Annotated in this window: 17 protein-coding genes; 7 read left to right on the top strand and 10 right to left on the bottom strand. The window is 61.0% G+C overall.

Translation table 11 applies throughout. The annotated features are described in order from the left end of the window. Position 1: 1 nt before the first annotated feature. Both dcd and SynPROSU1_RS01680 read right to left on the bottom strand, forming a co-directional pair. Entirely contained in the window at positions 2–595 is a 594-nt protein-coding gene (dcd, locus tag SynPROSU1_RS01685) for a dCTP deaminase (RefSeq protein ID WP_186571268.1), read from the bottom strand. After that, a complete protein-coding gene (locus SynPROSU1_RS01680; RefSeq protein ID WP_186571267.1) occupies positions 595–1,194 on the bottom strand; it encodes a cob(I)yrinic acid a,c-diamide adenosyltransferase in 600 nt (199 codons plus the stop codon). Before SynPROSU1_RS01680 ends, dcd begins: the two co-directional genes overlap by 1 nt. Before the next feature lie 145 nt (positions 1,195–1,339). Between SynPROSU1_RS01680 and rph the strand changes: the two genes are divergently transcribed. The 4 genes from rph to SynPROSU1_RS01660 are packed head-to-tail and all read left to right on the top strand — an operon-like array spanning position 1,340 to position 4,474. Further along, entirely contained in the window at positions 1,340–2,083 is a 744-nt protein-coding gene (rph, locus tag SynPROSU1_RS01675; protein WP_186571266.1) for a ribonuclease PH, read from the top strand. A gap of 58 nt (positions 2,084–2,141) precedes the next feature. Next, positions 2,142–2,858 (top strand): global nitrogen regulator NtcA, encoded by a 717-nt coding sequence (gene ntcA, locus SynPROSU1_RS01670; protein ID WP_186509701.1) that lies wholly within the window; start codon positions 2,142–2,144, stop codon positions 2,856–2,858. Positions 2,859–2,885: 27 nt separating this feature from the next. Further along, positions 2,886–4,037: a DUF3084 domain-containing protein gene (locus SynPROSU1_RS01665; protein ID WP_186571265.1), complete on the top strand. Its 1,152-nt coding sequence runs from the start codon at positions 2,886–2,888 to the stop codon at positions 4,035–4,037. Beyond that, on the top strand, positions 4,034–4,474 hold the full coding sequence (locus tag SynPROSU1_RS01660; protein ID WP_186571264.1) for a resolvase: 441 nt from the start codon (positions 4,034–4,036) through the stop codon (positions 4,472–4,474). Before SynPROSU1_RS01665 ends, SynPROSU1_RS01660 begins: the two co-directional genes overlap by 4 nt. Here the strand turns inward: SynPROSU1_RS01660 and SynPROSU1_RS01655 are convergent. The 4 genes from SynPROSU1_RS01655 to psbH are packed head-to-tail and all read right to left on the bottom strand — an operon-like array spanning position 4,458 to position 5,786. Beyond that, positions 4,458–4,715: a DUF3146 family protein gene (locus SynPROSU1_RS01655; RefSeq protein ID WP_186571263.1), complete on the bottom strand. Its 258-nt coding sequence runs from the start codon at positions 4,713–4,715 to the stop codon at positions 4,458–4,460. The two genes, SynPROSU1_RS01660 and SynPROSU1_RS01655, sit on opposite strands and share 17 nt — an antisense overlap. Further along, complete coding sequence (gene pth, locus SynPROSU1_RS01650) at positions 4,715–5,332, bottom strand: aminoacyl-tRNA hydrolase (RefSeq protein ID WP_186571262.1); 618 nt, start codon at positions 5,330–5,332, stop codon at positions 4,715–4,717. The genes SynPROSU1_RS01655 and pth overlap by 1 nt, the downstream gene beginning before the upstream one ends. Positions 5,333–5,346: 14 nt before the next feature. Further along, positions 5,347–5,577 (bottom strand): TatA/E family twin arginine-targeting protein translocase, encoded by a 231-nt coding sequence (locus tag SynPROSU1_RS01645; protein ID WP_186571261.1) that lies wholly within the window; start codon positions 5,575–5,577, stop codon positions 5,347–5,349. 8 nt (positions 5,578–5,585) lie between these two features. Then, positions 5,586–5,786, bottom strand: coding sequence for a photosystem II reaction center phosphoprotein PsbH (gene psbH / locus SynPROSU1_RS01640; protein WP_006849996.1), 201 nt, complete (start codon positions 5,784–5,786; stop codon positions 5,586–5,588). An 84-nt stretch (positions 5,787–5,870) separates the two neighbouring features. Here psbH and psbN point away from each other — a divergent pair, with 84 nt between their 5' ends. Then, positions 5,871–6,011 (top strand): photosystem II reaction center protein PsbN, encoded by a 141-nt coding sequence (psbN, locus tag SynPROSU1_RS01635; protein ID WP_011363291.1) that lies wholly within the window; start codon positions 5,871–5,873, stop codon positions 6,009–6,011. Here psbN and SynPROSU1_RS01630 read toward each other — a convergent pair. Beyond that, the gene (locus SynPROSU1_RS01630) at positions 5,999–8,938 is read right to left on the bottom strand and encodes a glycoside hydrolase family 38 C-terminal domain-containing protein (RefSeq protein ID WP_255444737.1); all 2,940 of its coding nucleotides are present in this window, start codon (positions 8,936–8,938) and stop codon (positions 5,999–6,001) included. The two genes, psbN and SynPROSU1_RS01630, sit on opposite strands and share 13 nt — an antisense overlap. 64 nt (positions 8,939–9,002) lie before the next feature. Between SynPROSU1_RS01630 and SynPROSU1_RS01625 the strand changes: the two genes are divergently transcribed. Both SynPROSU1_RS01625 and SynPROSU1_RS01620 read left to right on the top strand, forming a co-directional pair. Continuing rightward, positions 9,003–9,122 (top strand): photosystem II reaction center protein I, encoded by a 120-nt coding sequence (locus SynPROSU1_RS01625; RefSeq protein ID WP_006042333.1) that lies wholly within the window; start codon positions 9,003–9,005, stop codon positions 9,120–9,122. Positions 9,123–9,280: 158 nt separating this feature from the next. Further along, positions 9,281–12,088: a DUF3769 domain-containing protein gene (locus SynPROSU1_RS01620; protein ID WP_186571259.1), complete on the top strand. Its 2,808-nt coding sequence runs from the start codon at positions 9,281–9,283 to the stop codon at positions 12,086–12,088. A gap of 52 nt (positions 12,089–12,140) precedes the next feature. Here the strand turns inward: SynPROSU1_RS01620 and SynPROSU1_RS01615 are convergent, their stop codons facing one another. Genes SynPROSU1_RS01615 through leuC form a run of 3 tightly spaced genes read right to left on the bottom strand, consistent with a single transcriptional unit; the run spans position 12,141 to position 14,662 of the window. Next, on the bottom strand, positions 12,141–12,578 hold the full coding sequence (locus tag SynPROSU1_RS01615) for a pentapeptide repeat-containing protein (protein ID WP_186571258.1): 438 nt from the start codon (positions 12,576–12,578) through the stop codon (positions 12,141–12,143). 51 nt (positions 12,579–12,629) lie between these two features. Next, positions 12,630–13,244 (bottom strand): 3-isopropylmalate dehydratase small subunit 2, encoded by a 615-nt coding sequence (locus tag SynPROSU1_RS01610; protein ID WP_186571257.1) that lies wholly within the window; start codon positions 13,242–13,244, stop codon positions 12,630–12,632. Continuing rightward, on the bottom strand, positions 13,244–14,662 hold the full coding sequence (gene leuC, locus SynPROSU1_RS01605; RefSeq protein ID WP_186571256.1) for a 3-isopropylmalate dehydratase large subunit: 1,419 nt from the start codon (positions 14,660–14,662) through the stop codon (positions 13,244–13,246). Before leuC ends, SynPROSU1_RS01610 begins: the two co-directional genes overlap by 1 nt. Between the last annotated feature and the right edge of the window lie 24 nt (positions 14,663–14,686).

Raw genomic sequence — 14,686 nt, 5'->3', positions numbered from 1 at the left:
TCTAGACCTTGGCCAGCGTGACCCGTTCAGGCTGATGCTGGTACTTGCCTTGCCGATCGCTGTAGGTCGTTGAGCAGGGATCGCCTTCAAAAAACAGCAGCTGACAGATCCCTTCATCGGCATAGATCCGGCAGTCAGCACCCGAGCTGTTGCTGAATTCAAGGGTGAGGTGACCCTCCCAGCCGGCTTCCGCCGGGGTGGTGTTCACAATGATTCCCAGGCGGGCATAGGTGCTCTTGCCCAAGCAGATCACCGTGATGTTGGGGGGAACCCGCATCTTTTCCAGCGCTACACCAAGCCCATAGGAGTGAGCCGGAAGAATGAAATAGCGGCCGTCCTCATCTTCATGAAGAGGGGTGGGCTCAAGATTGGCCGGATTGAACCGCTTGGGATTCATCACCGTGCCGGGCACGTGCCGGAAGATCAGAAATTCCTGGGGGGACAGGCGCAGGTCGTAGCCATAGGAGGAGCAACCAAAACTAAGCACGGGACGCAGCTTTTGCTCCGGATCCAGATGACGGACAAGGCCGTTCTGGAATGGCTCGATCATTCCCTGCCCGGCCTGTTCAGTGATCCAGCGATCGCACTTGAGCATCAGAAACCTCGGCGCAACTCCGTGACTTGGTCTGCCATCTCCACCACACCGGCGGGGATCGCAGGTCCAGTGATGATCACATCCATCGAAGCGGGCCGCTGCTCGAGGGCTTCAATCACGTCCGCCTCATCCAGGTATCCAAAGGCCACAGCAAGCCCGATTTCATCCAACACCAGCTGATCGAGATCGCCCTGGATCAGATGCTGACGGCAGATGGACCAAACCGCGGCCACCGCCTCCGCACCTCCAGGGTGGCCCGGCGAGGAGAGGCAAAGGGGTACCTCGGGCCGTAGCCAAACCAGGCCACCGCAGAGTTGAACGCGTCCTGCAGGCCCCTGCTGCACGCCCCCTTTGAGGAACTGACTGATCAGCACCCGACTGCCCAGACCGGCGGCCCGCATCGCTTGACTAAGAACACTGGCAAAGCTGCCGCGGTAGGGCGCGGTGTGCACCTGCAGCTGGCCTTCGGGAGCCACCAGGACGAGCGGTGGAGGATCGGAGACAGGTGGAAGAGGTCTGAGGCCAGCCCGCTGCAAAGCCTGCTGATCCCGATCCAGGGAGTCCTGGAACGCTTGGGGGTCGGCAAGGCTTGTGGTCATCACTGCAACATCCGTCCGGGCAACCCCGGCAAGACCTTGAATGTAGCGGCGAGTTGACATTCCACAAGGGGATTGACACCACCCATGGTGTCTGGAAAGGGCAAGAACCACCCGCCTGCGAGGCTTGAAGAACTGCACACCACCGATGAGCCAACCGCTTGAAAGCCGCACTGATGGCCGCAGTCCCCAGCAGTTGCGACCGTTCTCGGTGACCTGGAATCCCATGGGTTTTGCCTTGAGCTCCCTTGTGGTTCACACAGGCAGAACCGCTGTTCTCTGCAGCGTCTGCCTCGAGGAGAACGTTCCCCGCTGGCGCAAAGGGGAAGGGTTGGGATGGCTCAGCGCCGAATACCGGCTACTGCCGGGATCCACGCCACAGCGGCAATCTCGGGAGCTGATGAAACTGTCGGGCCGCACACAGGAGATTCAACGGTTGATCGGCCGAAGCCTGCGGGCCGTGATCGATATGAAGCGCCTGGGGGAGCGCACGCTGCTGATCGACTGCGATGTGATCCAGGCCGACGCCGGCACCCGGACGGCCTCCATCACCGGGGCTTGGCTCGCCCTTGAGCAGGCCTGCCTCTCACTCGTGGATCAGGGACTCCTGGAACAATCGCCGCTGGTCGACCAGGTCGCCGCCGTGTCCGTCGGCCTGGTGGATGGCAAGGCGTTACTGGATCTGGATTACAGCGAAGACAGCAGAGCTGAGGTCGATCTCAATGTTGTGCAGGCTGGAGATGGTCGCCTGCTGGAGATCCAGGGGACTGCGGAGGGAGCGCCCTTCAGCCGCAGCCAGCTCAATGAATTACTGGATCTGGCTGAGCCTGGATTGACATCATTAATGCAAGCGCAACGCCAAGCCATCAACGAGCACACCAGCGTTAGGTAATAACCGCTACACGGCGGCAACGGCTTGCTCCGTAGCTTCGCCTCACCAGGGGGTTGTTATGACAAGTAGCCGAGGTTTCAGCCGATACACCCCCCAGATGGTGGCTCCAGCTCCCAGTGCAGAACCCGCCAACCGCTCTCTGCTGGAGATCATTCGGGATCTCGACGGCGCCAGTAGTGAATTGGTAGACCGCAACAAGACCATCTTTTTCCCGGGGGATCCCGCCGAACGGGTTTACCTGATTCGCCGCGGAGCCGTCCGCCTCTCCCGCGTTTATGAGTCAGGGGAAGAGATCACGGTGGCGCTGCTGCGCGAGAACAGCCTGTTTGGCGTGCTGTCGTTGCTGACCGGTCAACGATCCGATCGCTTCTATCACGCCGTGGCCTTCACCAGAGTGGAGATGGTGACAGCGCCGGCGACATCCGTAAAGGCGGCGATCGAGGCAGACACGAGCGTTGGCCTGCGCTTGCTACAGGGTCTGTCCAGTCGGATTCTTCAGACCGAAACGATGATCGAAACCCTGACCCACAGGGACATGTCATCGCGGCTGGTGAGCTTCCTGCTTGTGCTGTGCAGGGATTTCGGCGTAGCGGATGAGCTGGGAATCACGATCGACCTGCGCCTGTCCCATCAGGCCATCGCCGAAGCGATTGGCTCAACGCGCGTCACAATCACGCGTCTGCTGGGAGACTTGCGTCAATCCGGTCTGGTTCAGATTGACCGCAAAAAAATCACTGTTCTGGATCCGATCGCTCTGGCCAAACGATTCAGTTAGGCAGCAGGTTGAGCAACAGGTGCAGCCATGAGCGGCTGGGCACTGATCCTGGTTCTGCTGGTGCTCGGGGGCGTGCTGTCGACCCTGGGAGACCGGTTGGGCAGTCGCGTCGGCAAGGCCCGCCTGAGTCTGTTCAAGATGCGCCCGCGTCGGACTGCCGTTCTGATCACGGTGTTGACCGGCAGCCTGATCAGCGCACTGTCGCTCGGCGTGCTTCTGATGGTGAGCCGCCAGCTTCGGGTGGGCCTGTTTGAACTGGATGCCCTTCAGGCGAGGCTGCAGGACAGCCGGCGGCAGCTCGATGCAGCCGAACGGGAACGGCAAGAAACCCGAACGGAAACCAACCGGATCGCCGCTGAGCTCAAGCAGTCACAGCAACGGGCGGATACCTTGCGTCGCGAACTGGCTCCCTTGCAGAACGAACGCGCCCAACTCGAGGCAGAACGCGAACGGCTGAGCCGGGATATCGCTGCTCGCGATGCCGATATCCAGCGCACGGAAGCCGAATTAAACAGCGTGCGAAACCGGATCAGATCCGGTGAACAGGAACTCAAGGAACTTGAACGCAATCTGGTCGCCCTCCGACGTGGATCGGTTGTTATTAGCAGCGGGCAGACCTTGGCGAGAGCGACGGTTCGCCTCGATGCTCCGGGTCAAGCGAAACAGGCTGTCGACAGGCTGTTGCAAGAGGCCAATGTCAACGCGTACGGCAAGGTCAGGCCCGGTGAAGCACCCAAACGACAGCTGATCCGCGTTCCCCGCAGCGACGTGGAACGCCTGCAGACCATCCTCCGTAAACCAGATACCTGGGTGATCTCACTGCGCTCCGCCACCAATGTGCTGCGCGGCGAAACGGCGGTCTATGCCTTCCCCGAGGTGCGCCCGAACCGCCCGGTGGCCCAAAACGGTGACGTGCTGGCGACCACCACACTGCAACCCAATGAACGCACACCGGAGGGCATTCTCACGCGGCTGAACCTTCTCTTGGCCTCGGCCTATGCCGAGGTGCAACGGCGAGGATCCCTCACCGAGGGACTGCAGTTCGATGGAGCAGCACTGTCCCAACTCGCCGAGACATTGATTGAGGGACCCAGCCAAAGTGTGGTCTTGAAGGTGATTGCATCAGGGGGCAGCGCCAGCGCCGATCCTGTCGTCGTTACGGTTGAAGCATCCCCATGAAACGGGTGGCCGTGCTCGACCCAGGCCGCTGCAAGTGTGGCCTTGTACTGGCCGATCTTCACCTTGGCCTTGTGCTCGAGGGGCATGTTTTGGCTCCAGAAGCCGTGGAGCCCTGGCTGGAGCTGTGGAATCAAGACCAACTTCTGGACGGCATCCTGATCGGCGATGGCACCGGATGCCAAGCGTGGATCAAGCGGCTGGAGCGCTTGGGCAGCCTCACCGTGATTCCAGAGCGGGGAACAACCCTGCGTGCACGAGAGCGTTACTGGATGCTGTGGCCAGCGCGGGGATGGCGACGAATGCTGCCGACAGGGCTGCGCATTCCACCGGTGGACCTGGATGCTGTTGCCGCCCTTGTGATGCTGGAGGAGCACCTGCAGTGCCAACTTCGATGGCCGGAACCTGCACCCACGTTCTCGCTCAGAACCTGGCCCTGACCATGAAGGTGTAATCGCCTCCCGGTTCAAGTCTGTAATCGGAGCGCACCAGGAACCGCCGCAAAGCATCTTCAATCAGGGCGCGTCCCAAGGACGGCTCCACCAACAGCTCACCGCGGTCAAACGCCCAGGAGAACTGCCACTCGAACCCCCCAGCCGAGACCTCACCCTCAACACACTGCGCCTGAAAGCATTGGCGGAGCACCCGCAAATGGGCGGTTGTCGCCGGAAGAGCCGGCATCAGTCACCGGCCTCCAGGTCGTAGCGAAACCCGTTAATCCAAGTCCCAGCACGCTCGAAGTTCTGACGCTGAAGACGTTCAATCCCCTCCAAAACAGCGTCCAGCACAGCTACCACACAGGGTTGCTCCAGCTTGCTGAAGGGTCCGAGCACATGTGACACCGTTCGGGCTCGACGCTCGGCAGGGTTGTCAGCCGGTGCGCCGATGCCGATGCGAAGTCTCGGGAAGACCTGAGTCCCGAGATGCTGAATGGTGCTGCGCAATCCGTTATGGCCACCAGCGCTGCCCTGAGCACGAAGCCGCAAACGACCGAGGGGAAGGTCCATGTCGTCCACAAGCACCAGCAGTTGGTGGGGCTCCAGATCAAACCAATCGAGAGCAGCGCGGATCGCCCGACCGCTGTCATTCATATAGGTCTGCGGCATCAGCAGACGCAATCGCTGGTCACCACAACCTGTATCAGCAGCAAAACCATGCAACTTGGCTTGCTGCCGAAAACTAAATCCGGATCGCTCAGACAAGAGCTCTAGAGCCATAAAACCGATGTTGTGGCGCGTGCCCGCGTATTTCGTGCCCGGGTTCCCCAGCCCTACCACCAGCTTGAGATCAGTGGTCATGCCGCTACAGCGATTCAGTCACTGGGGGGAAGTTCTTCTGCCGGCTTGGGAGCGTCTTCGGAGACCTCCGGATCAGCCATCGCTTTATTGATCTCGCGTTCAAATTCCTTCGACGCCGATTGGAAACCCTTCAGGGTTTTTCCAAGGGTGCGCCCAAGTTCCGGCAAACGTTTCGGCCCGAAGACCAAAAGCGCTACGGCGCCGATAACCGCCATTTCGGGGAGACCGACACCGAAGATGTTCATGGATCAGATCAGCCGAGGCCGTTCCAGTTCACGTTGATGCCCTCGAGGATGAGGGACTTGTTGTACAGCTGGAGGATCACCAACAGGAACACCAGGAAAAGCACCATGAAGATGCCCATCACGGGAGTGGTGCCCCATCCGGGAACCACTTTGCCGTATTCGGAGTTCAGTGGGCGGAGAAGGTCTCCCAGACGGGTGCGTTGAGCCATGGCGACGCCGGGTCTCGGGTGGTTTGAAGTCCCGATACTGTAGGGGCCTACTCCGGTTCGGGGTTGATCCTGTCGAGAGATGTGATGGAAACGTCGTCCCCAGCCCTGTCCGTTGCCATCGGTGTGCTCGCCGTTTTGTTCGGGCTAACCGGATTTGGCGTGTACCAAGCCTTTGGTCCTCCCTCGAAAGCACTCGACGACCCGTTTGACGATCACGAGGACTGACACAGCACGAGGGAGACGAGTTCTCCTGGGGCGATCACCACTGCGTCTGTTGCGTTCTGGTCGCTTTGCCTGCGAACACCCCAGCCCGGGCCAGGAACCCATCTGCAGCGTGAAGATCCCGCGTTAAGGAGCTTCAACAAGCAGCCCCCGTCATGACCCTGCAATGCCACCGGCGTGAGCTGAAGCGGCAACGATGGGAACCACTGCCGCAACTCAGCGGGCAATGGTGCACACCAACCCGGCTCGCGGAACGCAATAGCAGCCTGCGGCACACCAGCGTCGCTCCAGGATCCTGACAACGGCATGAGTGCCAAACGATGGCGATGCCATCCCTGATCAGCGCTGGGATCAGGCCAGGTCGGCCCCCGCAGCAGCGAGATCCCCAGCCGCGCTGGGGACCAATCAACCCCCTGGGGACCGTCCAGCAACACAGCCATCCCACCTCCCGGAGCCGCCGACTGTGAGGCGAACCAAGAGACCACGGGGACTTCCCATCGGGCCTGCTCCCGTGGCGTCATCGGCGCAGCGGGGCGTTCGATCACTCCCCCACTGGTGTCAGCACCGATGCGAACGGCGGGGGTCGCCAAAGGCAGCTCCAGGCGCAACAGCTCGTGGGTCTGATGCCAATCGATGCTGCAGATCAGCTCCAGCCACGGCGTATCGGCCTTCAGCCGCAGGTCCAGGCGCATCCGGCTGGCACCGATCTTGCGCCTCAGCACCAGATGGGCCACCAGAGGCCCCTGATCGAGCCATTGCAACGAAGCCATGGGAACGACACCCAGCGGCTGGGAGCGGTAGTCAGCCGCCAGATCCCATGCATCCCAAAATTCGCCACGGTCCCTGTAACGCTCGAGCTGCAGCGGCGCCGACAGCTGCTCGCGACCATCACGATCCCGCAAAGAAAGGAGTCCGGCTGCGGAAACCTCGAGGTCCAACAGACCATTGCCCAAACGCCAGGCTCCCGACCCCAGCGAGGTGATGACCACAGGCTGCCGGGGTTCAACAGCGGAGGACGCCAAGCCTGGTTCACGCCGGAGAGGCACGGAACAGGACCCGTGCTGACGCGGCAACTGCACCCATTTACCACCAACGGCAGCGGCTTGCTGGGGCAGTGGAACGGCATCGACAGACCACGATCCGACTGGAAGTCGGACCAGAGGCGACCAGCACGCCAAGGGCTCCAGCCCCCACCAACTCCATTCTCCCGGGGCGCCCTTCGGACGAGGCAGCCTTTCCAGGCTCCGGTCCCGTGCCATTCGGGCCTGGCGCCGAGCCGAGCGCCAGACCGGTTCAGCCTGCTCGAACACCTCCGGGATCGATGTCCCCGGGAGAATGTCGTGAAACTGCTGAAACAACAGCGGGCGCCAGTCGCTGCTGCCGCCATCCCGACCAGCGATGGCCAACAGGGCAGAAGCTGAATCGGCTTCCCGCAAAAGCCTCTCCAGCGTGCGGTTGTGACGCTTCTGATCGGGCCGGCTGGTGGCGCAACCGCGATGCAACTCCAAAAACAGCTCATCACGCCACACCGGCCAGGCCTGATCGCCACACTCCAGCTCCTTCAGAAACTCACGCACCGTGCCGGCTCTGGCGGGCAATGCTGCCGCTTGCCCCTCCCAGAGCTCGATCTGCTCCAGCAACTCGTCGGTCGGACCGCCACCGTGATCACCGACGCCCGGGATCCAGAGCGCCGTCTCCAGCCCTGTGGTCTGATGCCATGCCCGTTGCTCCCGCAACATCTCCACGGGGTCAGCGCGACGCCCGATCGGCGGCAGCATCAGGCTGCGAAGTTCGGATCCGCCCCGCCCGCGCCAACGGAACACACGATGGGGGAAGGAGTTGTCGGAATTCCAGGCCAGCTTGTGCGTGCAGAACCAGCGCACTCCGGTGGCTGCCGCCACCGCAGGCAACCCTGCAGCGAAGCCAAAGCTGTCCGGCAACCAGGCCAACTCATGGGCCCATTCCGGAAAGCGGCGCCGGCTGTCGTCCTGCCCAAGCGCGAACTGATTCCACAGTGACGCCGTGCTGATCAGAACACAGTCCGTCTCGACCCAGGGACCATTGATCGGTTCCCAGCGCCCGGCGCGGCTGGCCGCCTGGATCTCAGCAAAAAGAGCGGGGCGATGCTGTTCCATCCAGGCGTAAAGCGCCGGCGTGGAATGGGCAAAGCGCAGCGCTGGCCAGCGACGCATCAGAGCCAAGGCTGATCGGAAGGTGCGTTCAGCGGCCTGCCAGGTGTCGGCGACCGGCCAAAGCCAGGCCAGATCCAGATGAGCATGACCAAGCCAATGAAGCGCTCCTTGAGGGGTGTCCGCCTGGTGAAGGTGCATGGCGACAGCGGCCTGCGCCTCAGCACCACCGGGATCCAAATCCGCCCAATGCAGCGGCAAATCACCATCCGCCGCCAGGTGCAGTTCCAAGGCCGAAGGAAGAAGCGTGCCATCCGGATCCGAGCAACCGGGTTGCGGCTCCAGATCCAGATGGCTGCTGATCAGAGCTCCATCGTCATGCAGTGGGCTGCAGAGCTCCAGCACAAGATGCAACGCAATCCCTTGGCGACATCGCTCAGGGAGAGGCCAGCGACAGGCGGTGTCGAACAGATCCCCCTCATGAACCAGCACGCCATCAACCCAGAGCCGCATCCGCTCCGCCCACCAGCTCAGCACCAACCGTGCACGGCAGGAGTCCCTGTCACACCAGCCATCAGGCCAGATCAGTTGCTGCTCAAGACGCAGCCATTGGCGTCCCTTTGGCCAGATCAGCAGACCACGCTTGGCCCAATCCGGGCGATGCGTCGATCCCCAGGTTTCATCGAGAAAAACACCAGCCTGGGTAGAGCCTGAACGGCGCCAGCCCGCACGCAGATCACAACGCGAGCGACTGCGAAACGTTTCAATCCACTCCGATCGACCGACCTGATCAGGGTTCATTCCCCTGCTGACGCTGCCATGCCCCATAAGATGATGCCCTTGTCACAGACGCCGGTCGGTCTCCATGCTCGCCCTCAAGATCTCCGTCTACTCGGTCGTCTTCTTTTTCCTCGGGATTTTCGTCTTTGGGTTCCTTGCGAGCGATCCAAGCCGCACCCCCAGCCGCAAAGACCTGGAAGATTGAATGACCCTTTCCATCGGACCGCGCAAAACACTGGTCTGATCGAACCGGGATTTCTCTGACGAGCTGCCAAGATCAATGGCCGCAGCAGGTTTCCTGTGGGGGCGCACCGCCTTCTCTACTTACTGGTTGGAACCCTGGTCACGGGGTCAGCCTCGGCAATGCCCGTTTCGGCCTCATCGGCTGAGCAGGTTGTCGCCGCACCTGCACACCTCAAGATTCAGGCTGACCGCCAGTACAGCGATCGCAAGACGAACGCCACGATCGCTGAAGGCAACGTCAGCATTCAGCTCAGGAACGCTGAGCTTCGCGCCGACCGCATCGAATTCGATGCTGGCTTCAGGACGCTCTATGCCCGTGGTGCCGTTCGTTTCAGGCGTGGCAACCAATATTTCCAAGCATCGAGCTTCCGCTTCAACCTCGTCCAAAACGAAGGTCAACTCAATGATGTCTACGGGGTCATCGACCTTGAGGACTCGGTAAACAATCCGCTAACAGCGTCTCGAACGACATCTCCACCGGCATCTGCACCGCCTGAGTCAGAGCCAGAGGTTCCCAGCAGAGACGACACCCTAGAAAGCAACGAGGGCATGCCTCCGGTGGCCTGTCCTCCTCTCCTCCCCCCGGTTCCCGACTGGCATCCACAACCCTGGGCGGTCACAGCCTGGGGCGGTCAGATGATTGATGCCGCCTTCGGCGACACCTTCATGTTCAACGGTCGAATGCGACCGGAAGCCGTGCTGGGCGTGGGCGTGCAAAAGCGCATCATGCGCGCTGGCCCCCTGGCACTTGAACTTGAGGCTGACCTGTTCAGCCACATCGCGAAGCAACAGCAGGGGGGAGAGTTCAACCAGAGCACGCCCTATGCCGATCTTCCCTCCCAGAGCTTCGGTGAAGGGGTCTTGGGCATCGGAGCTCGCATTTGGGTGCAGCCTTGGCTGAGTTTCAGCTTCGTTGAAGGCATCAGTTACAACACGGATGTCAGCCTCTATGAGAAAACGTTCCGCGAGAACTACACCCAGCTGCTGAATTATCTCGGCTTCGAGGTGGAAGCAGCTGTGTCCTCCGACCTGTCGCTCGTCGGTCGAATTCACCACCGTTCCGGTGCATTCGGATCCTATGGAGGGGTCTCCGAGGGCAGCAATGCCTACTTGCTCGGCCTGCGTTACCGCTGGGGACGGGACACACCCGAGCCGGAGAGCGCGATGATGCCTCCTTTGCCGGAGTGCGCGGATCCGGATCGCGACCGCCGCGTCAAGCCTTCCTCCCTCTCCGACCGTCTCGATTCCATTGCTCTCGGTGACGGAGGTGATCCCCAGCGCCATTTCTCAAGTCATGGCGAATCCGAACAGCAAGCGGTCCCCCCTGCCCAGCAGCAGGCCATGCGAACTGAGGCAATCGCCAAGATCGACCAGCGCATCTCAGACGTCGACTTCCAGGGCAGCTTCAGCATTGAACGACGCAGCGGCATCCCCGTTCAACGCCTGAATTCCTCAGTCAGAGATGAAAACCGCTTTGGTGTGGTCAAAGTTCCTCAACTGAAGAGCCTTGGAAGCACACAACTCCTGAATGGCACGATCAGCCGCTGGAGAATTCAGGCCTCGAAGGTCTTGATCACAGCGGATGGCTGGCAAGCCGACCGCATGGGATTCAGCAACGATCCCTTCACTCCGGCGCAAACCAGGATTGATGCAGAGGATGTGATCGCTCGGGAGCAAAGCAATGGTGATGTGCTGATCTCAGCGCGTCGCAACCGCCTCATCGTCGAAGAGCGGCTGCCCATTCCTGTGACACGTCGACAGCTCATCCAGAAGGAGGAGGAAGTGGAGAACCGTCTGGTTGTTGGCATCGACAACAAAGACCGCGGTGGCCTTTTTGTGGGACGCAACCTCAAGCCTCTGACCATCGGCAACAGCACAGAGCTGTCCCTTCAGCCGCAGTTCATGCTCCAGCGCACCCTGGACGGCGACTTCAACAGCGCCGGTGATCTGTTTGGCCTGGAAGCCAAGCTTCGTGGTCAGTACGGGGACTACAGATTGCGCGCCGACGCCGACATGAGCAGCTTTAATCCTGAAGACATCCTCAGCAGCAGTCGTTTCTGGGGAAGCTTCGGCCGTGATATCGACATGGGCAGTTTGGGTGTGCTCAAAACCAATCTGTTCGGGGCCTACCGCTATCGCACCTGGAATGGCTCCCTCGGTGAAACCAACATCCATGCGGCCTATGGCGTCTATGCCCAGACCCGGGGCAGCTGGTCGACCGGAGGGGTTGACCACAGGTATCTGATTCGAGGTGCCATCGGCGACTACGACGCCGATCGCTTCAACAGTGACCGACGCTTCCGCAGCGGGCGTGGCAGCTTGTTCGCCTCAATCACCAGCCAGATTCCCCTGTTGAGAGGTAAGACCGCTGAGCTGATTCCGAGTGCGGCCTATCGCTATTCCCCCGTGCCGATCGTCCCAGGGCTGAGCCTGAACACCAACATCAACACCTCGATGGCCGTCTATGGGGATGGACGTCACCAAGAGACCGTGAGTCTCAGCGGAGGGCCCACCATCACCCTGGGCACCTTCAGCAAGCCGTTCCTCGATTTCACTCAGATCTCCATCGTTGGTGGCGGCTCCCTAAAAAACGGCAACAGCCCCTTCGCCTTCGACCGAAACGTCGATCTCGCCACCCTTGGGATCGGGCTCACCCAGCAGATTGTTGGTCCGGTCGTGCTGAGCACAGGCGTCAGCTACAACGTCGATCCCGGTTCGGAGTACTACGGCAAAACGGTCAACTCGAACATCGAACTGCGCTGGCAACGTCGCAGTTACGACGTCGGGATCTATTTCAATCCCTACGAAGGCATTGGTGGCGTGCGCTTCCGGCTCAACGACTTCGACTTCAAAGGCACAGGAGTGCCATTTGTGCCTTACACCCCAACCAACTGGATGGAGACGACCCGCTCGGATCAACCCTTCTGATCCTCATAGTGGCTTTGTCACCTTGGGGCGGTTCGTGACCATGGCCCTTGAGTCAGTCATCACCACCGCCGATGATCAGATCGCTTCCGAACAGTGACGCGCCGGCATAGCGCATGCCGGAGGTCTGAACATTTGGCGCATAGGCATTGATCACCTGGGCGTCCCGCAGATCGGCATTGCGCAGATCCACACCAGACAGCTCCGCATTGGTGAGGTTGGCTCCCCGCAGGTCAGCCCCTTCGAGGAGAGCCCCCGTCAAATCAGCACCCTCAAGATTCGCCTCCCTGAGATCAGCGCCGCGCAAATCGCTGCCCCGAAAATCAGCACCGATGAGGTGGGCCTGCCGGAAATCCACATGGCGCAGATCACAACCTGGACAGCTGTGATCCAACGGATCGTGGGGCTGAATCTGAAGTGGCAGGGCACCAGCAGGAGCCACTCCGACAACAACCAACAACGGCAACAACAACCGCGACAACGAATGAACCATCAACACGCATCCTCCTGTCTCTTTCATAGACACAGGAGTCGCGCTTGGCCGTCAATTGGCGGCGAATTGGTTGATGTAAGGCAGTGTTTGCATCAACGCCGCAACCTGGGGGCCATGATCCAAAAGCTGGGACGTGGCATCCCAGCGACCGCTGCGCAACATGTCCAGAGGACCGGCATCGATGGAGACAGGCCAGCTGGACTCCGCCGACGTCAATTGCAAACCAGCAAGGTCCAGCTGCCACGAGCCATCTGGCTCACGAGCCACCTGCGCCTGAATCGCCTTGATCTGATCTGGCGCAGCCGTTGCACAGGGAATGCCCAGCGCGAGGCAGTTGCCATAGAAAATCTCGGCAAAACTGACACCGACCACCGCACGGATTCCCCAGCGCATCAATGCCTGAGGTGCATGCTCACGGCTGGAACCGCAGCCGAAATTGCCATTCACCACCAGGATCGAGGCACCCTGATAACGGGCCTGATCAAAGGGATGCTCGCCGGAGAGTTCCAGACGGTCATCAGCAAACACCTGGTCACCCAGCGCCTCAAAACTGACGCATTTAAGGAAGCGGGCGGGAATGATCCGGTCCGTATCGATGTCTTCACCTGGAACGGCAATGGCCGTTCCACGCACCTGCTGAATGGAACCAGTGGGGAAGAGAGCCATCACGATGCGGACGGAGAGATCAAAGTACGGACATCGGTCACACGACCATTCACGGCAGCAGCGGCCACCATCGCTGGACTCATCAACAACGTCCGCCCACTGGCCGACCCTTGCCGACCCTTGAAATTGCGATTGCTGGAGCTGGCGCTGATCTGGCGTCCCTCAAGCCGATCGGGATTCATCGCCAGGCACATCGAACAACCGGGCTCCCGCCACTCGAAGCCTGCGGCCCGGAACACCGCATCCAGCCCTTCCGCTTCGGCGGCTTTCGCCACCTGCTCCGAGCCAGGAACCACAAACGCCTTAATGCCCTCCGCCACCTGGCGCCCACGGGCCACGTCGGCAGCAGCACGGAGATCGCTCAGACGACCATTGGTGCAGCTGCCGATGAAACAAACATCCACAGGCACTCCAGCGATGGCCGTTCCAGGCTGCAGATCCATGTAGCGATAGGCCTCCTCCGCGATCGGGCGCTCCCCTGGATCCAGCTGATCGAGACTGGGAACCGTTTCGTCGATTCCCAGTCCCTGGCCAGGGGTGATGCCCCAAGTCACTGTGGGCGGAATCGCAGCAGCATCAAAGACCACCTCATCGTCCACCGTTGCGTCGGGCTCGGTGACCAATGAGCTCCACCAGGAGACAGCGCGGGTCCAGGCGTCACCATCTGGAGCATGGGGGCGACCGTTCAGATAATCAAAGGTGACCTGATCAGGATTGACGTAACCGCATCGGGCTCCACCCTCGATCGCCATATTGCAGAGGGTCATCCGCTCTTCCATCGACAACGCCTCGATGGCAGACCCGGCGAACTCATAGGCATACCCAACCCCGCCTTTCACACCAAGGCGGCGAATCACATGAAGGATCAGATCCTTGGCGGACACCCCCTCCGGCAGGAGGCCATTCACTTGAATCCGGCGCACCTTGAGTTTGTTCATGGCCAGGCTCTGGCTGGCCAGCACATCGCGAACCTGACTCGTGCCGATCCCGAAGGCGATTGCCCCGAAGGCGCCATGGGTGGAGGTGTGGGAGTCACCGCAAGCCACCGTCATCCCCGGCTGGGTCAGGCCCAGCTCAGGGGCAATCACGTGCACGATGCCCTGCCGGCCGCTGCCGATGTTGTTGAGAGGGATGCCGTACTCCTCACAGTTCCGCTCCAAGGTGCTGAGCATCTCCTCCGCCAACGGATCCGCGAACGGACGTTGCTGGGAGGTGGTCGGCACGATGTGGTCCACTGTGGCCACCGTGCGCTCGGGATAGCGCACATTCAGGCCCTTGTCCTTCAGCGCCGAGAACGCTTGGGGACTGGTGACCTCATGGATGAGATGAAGACCGACAAACAGTTGGGTGGATCCACCGGGAAGCTCCGCCACCCGATGCAGATCCCACACCTTGTCGTAGAGGGTGCCGGAACTCAACAGTTCAGCCGCAGGAACCGTCGA

Origin of the sequence: Synechococcus sp. PROS-U-1, assembly GCF_014279755.1 — a bacterium.
Classification (GTDB): Bacteria; Cyanobacteriota; Cyanobacteriia; order PCC-6307; family Cyanobiaceae; genus Parasynechococcus.
This window is presented reverse-complemented; position numbering and strand designations above follow the sequence as displayed.

Coding starts and splice junctions, on each gene's coding strand:
- dcd (WP_186571268.1), bottom strand. CDS start 595: ATGCTCAAGTGCGATCGCTGGATCACTGAACAGGCCGGGCAGGGAATG.
- SynPROSU1_RS01680 (WP_186571267.1), bottom strand. CDS start 1,194: ATGACCACAAGCCTTGCCGACCCCCAAGCGTTCCAGGACTCCCTGGAT.
- rph (WP_186571266.1), top strand. CDS start 1,340: ATGAGCCAACCGCTTGAAAGCCGCACTGATGGCCGCAGTCCCCAGCAG.
- ntcA (WP_186509701.1), top strand. CDS start 2,142: ATGACAAGTAGCCGAGGTTTCAGCCGATACACCCCCCAGATGGTGGCT.
- SynPROSU1_RS01665 (WP_186571265.1), top strand. CDS start 2,886: ATGAGCGGCTGGGCACTGATCCTGGTTCTGCTGGTGCTCGGGGGCGTG.
- SynPROSU1_RS01660 (WP_186571264.1), top strand. CDS start 4,034: ATGAAACGGGTGGCCGTGCTCGACCCAGGCCGCTGCAAGTGTGGCCTT.
- SynPROSU1_RS01655 (WP_186571263.1), bottom strand. CDS start 4,715: ATGCCGGCTCTTCCGGCGACAACCGCCCATTTGCGGGTGCTCCGCCAA.
- pth (WP_186571262.1), bottom strand. CDS start 5,332: ATGACCACTGATCTCAAGCTGGTGGTAGGGCTGGGGAACCCGGGCACG.
- SynPROSU1_RS01645 (WP_186571261.1), bottom strand. CDS start 5,577: ATGAACATCTTCGGTGTCGGTCTCCCCGAAATGGCGGTTATCGGCGCC.
- psbH (WP_006849996.1), bottom strand. CDS start 5,786: ATGGCTCAACGCACCCGTCTGGGAGACCTTCTCCGCCCACTGAACTCC.
- psbN (WP_011363291.1), top strand. CDS start 5,871: ATGGAAACGTCGTCCCCAGCCCTGTCCGTTGCCATCGGTGTGCTCGCC.
- SynPROSU1_RS01630 (WP_255444737.1), bottom strand. CDS start 8,938: ATGAACCCTGATCAGGTCGGTCGATCGGAGTGGATTGAAACGTTTCGC.
- SynPROSU1_RS01625 (WP_006042333.1), top strand. CDS start 9,003: ATGCTCGCCCTCAAGATCTCCGTCTACTCGGTCGTCTTCTTTTTCCTC.
- SynPROSU1_RS01620 (WP_186571259.1), top strand. CDS start 9,281: ATGCCCGTTTCGGCCTCATCGGCTGAGCAGGTTGTCGCCGCACCTGCA.
- SynPROSU1_RS01615 (WP_186571258.1), bottom strand. CDS start 12,578: ATGGTTCATTCGTTGTCGCGGTTGTTGTTGCCGTTGTTGGTTGTTGTC.
- SynPROSU1_RS01610 (WP_186571257.1), bottom strand. CDS start 13,244: ATGGCTCTCTTCCCCACTGGTTCCATTCAGCAGGTGCGTGGAACGGCC.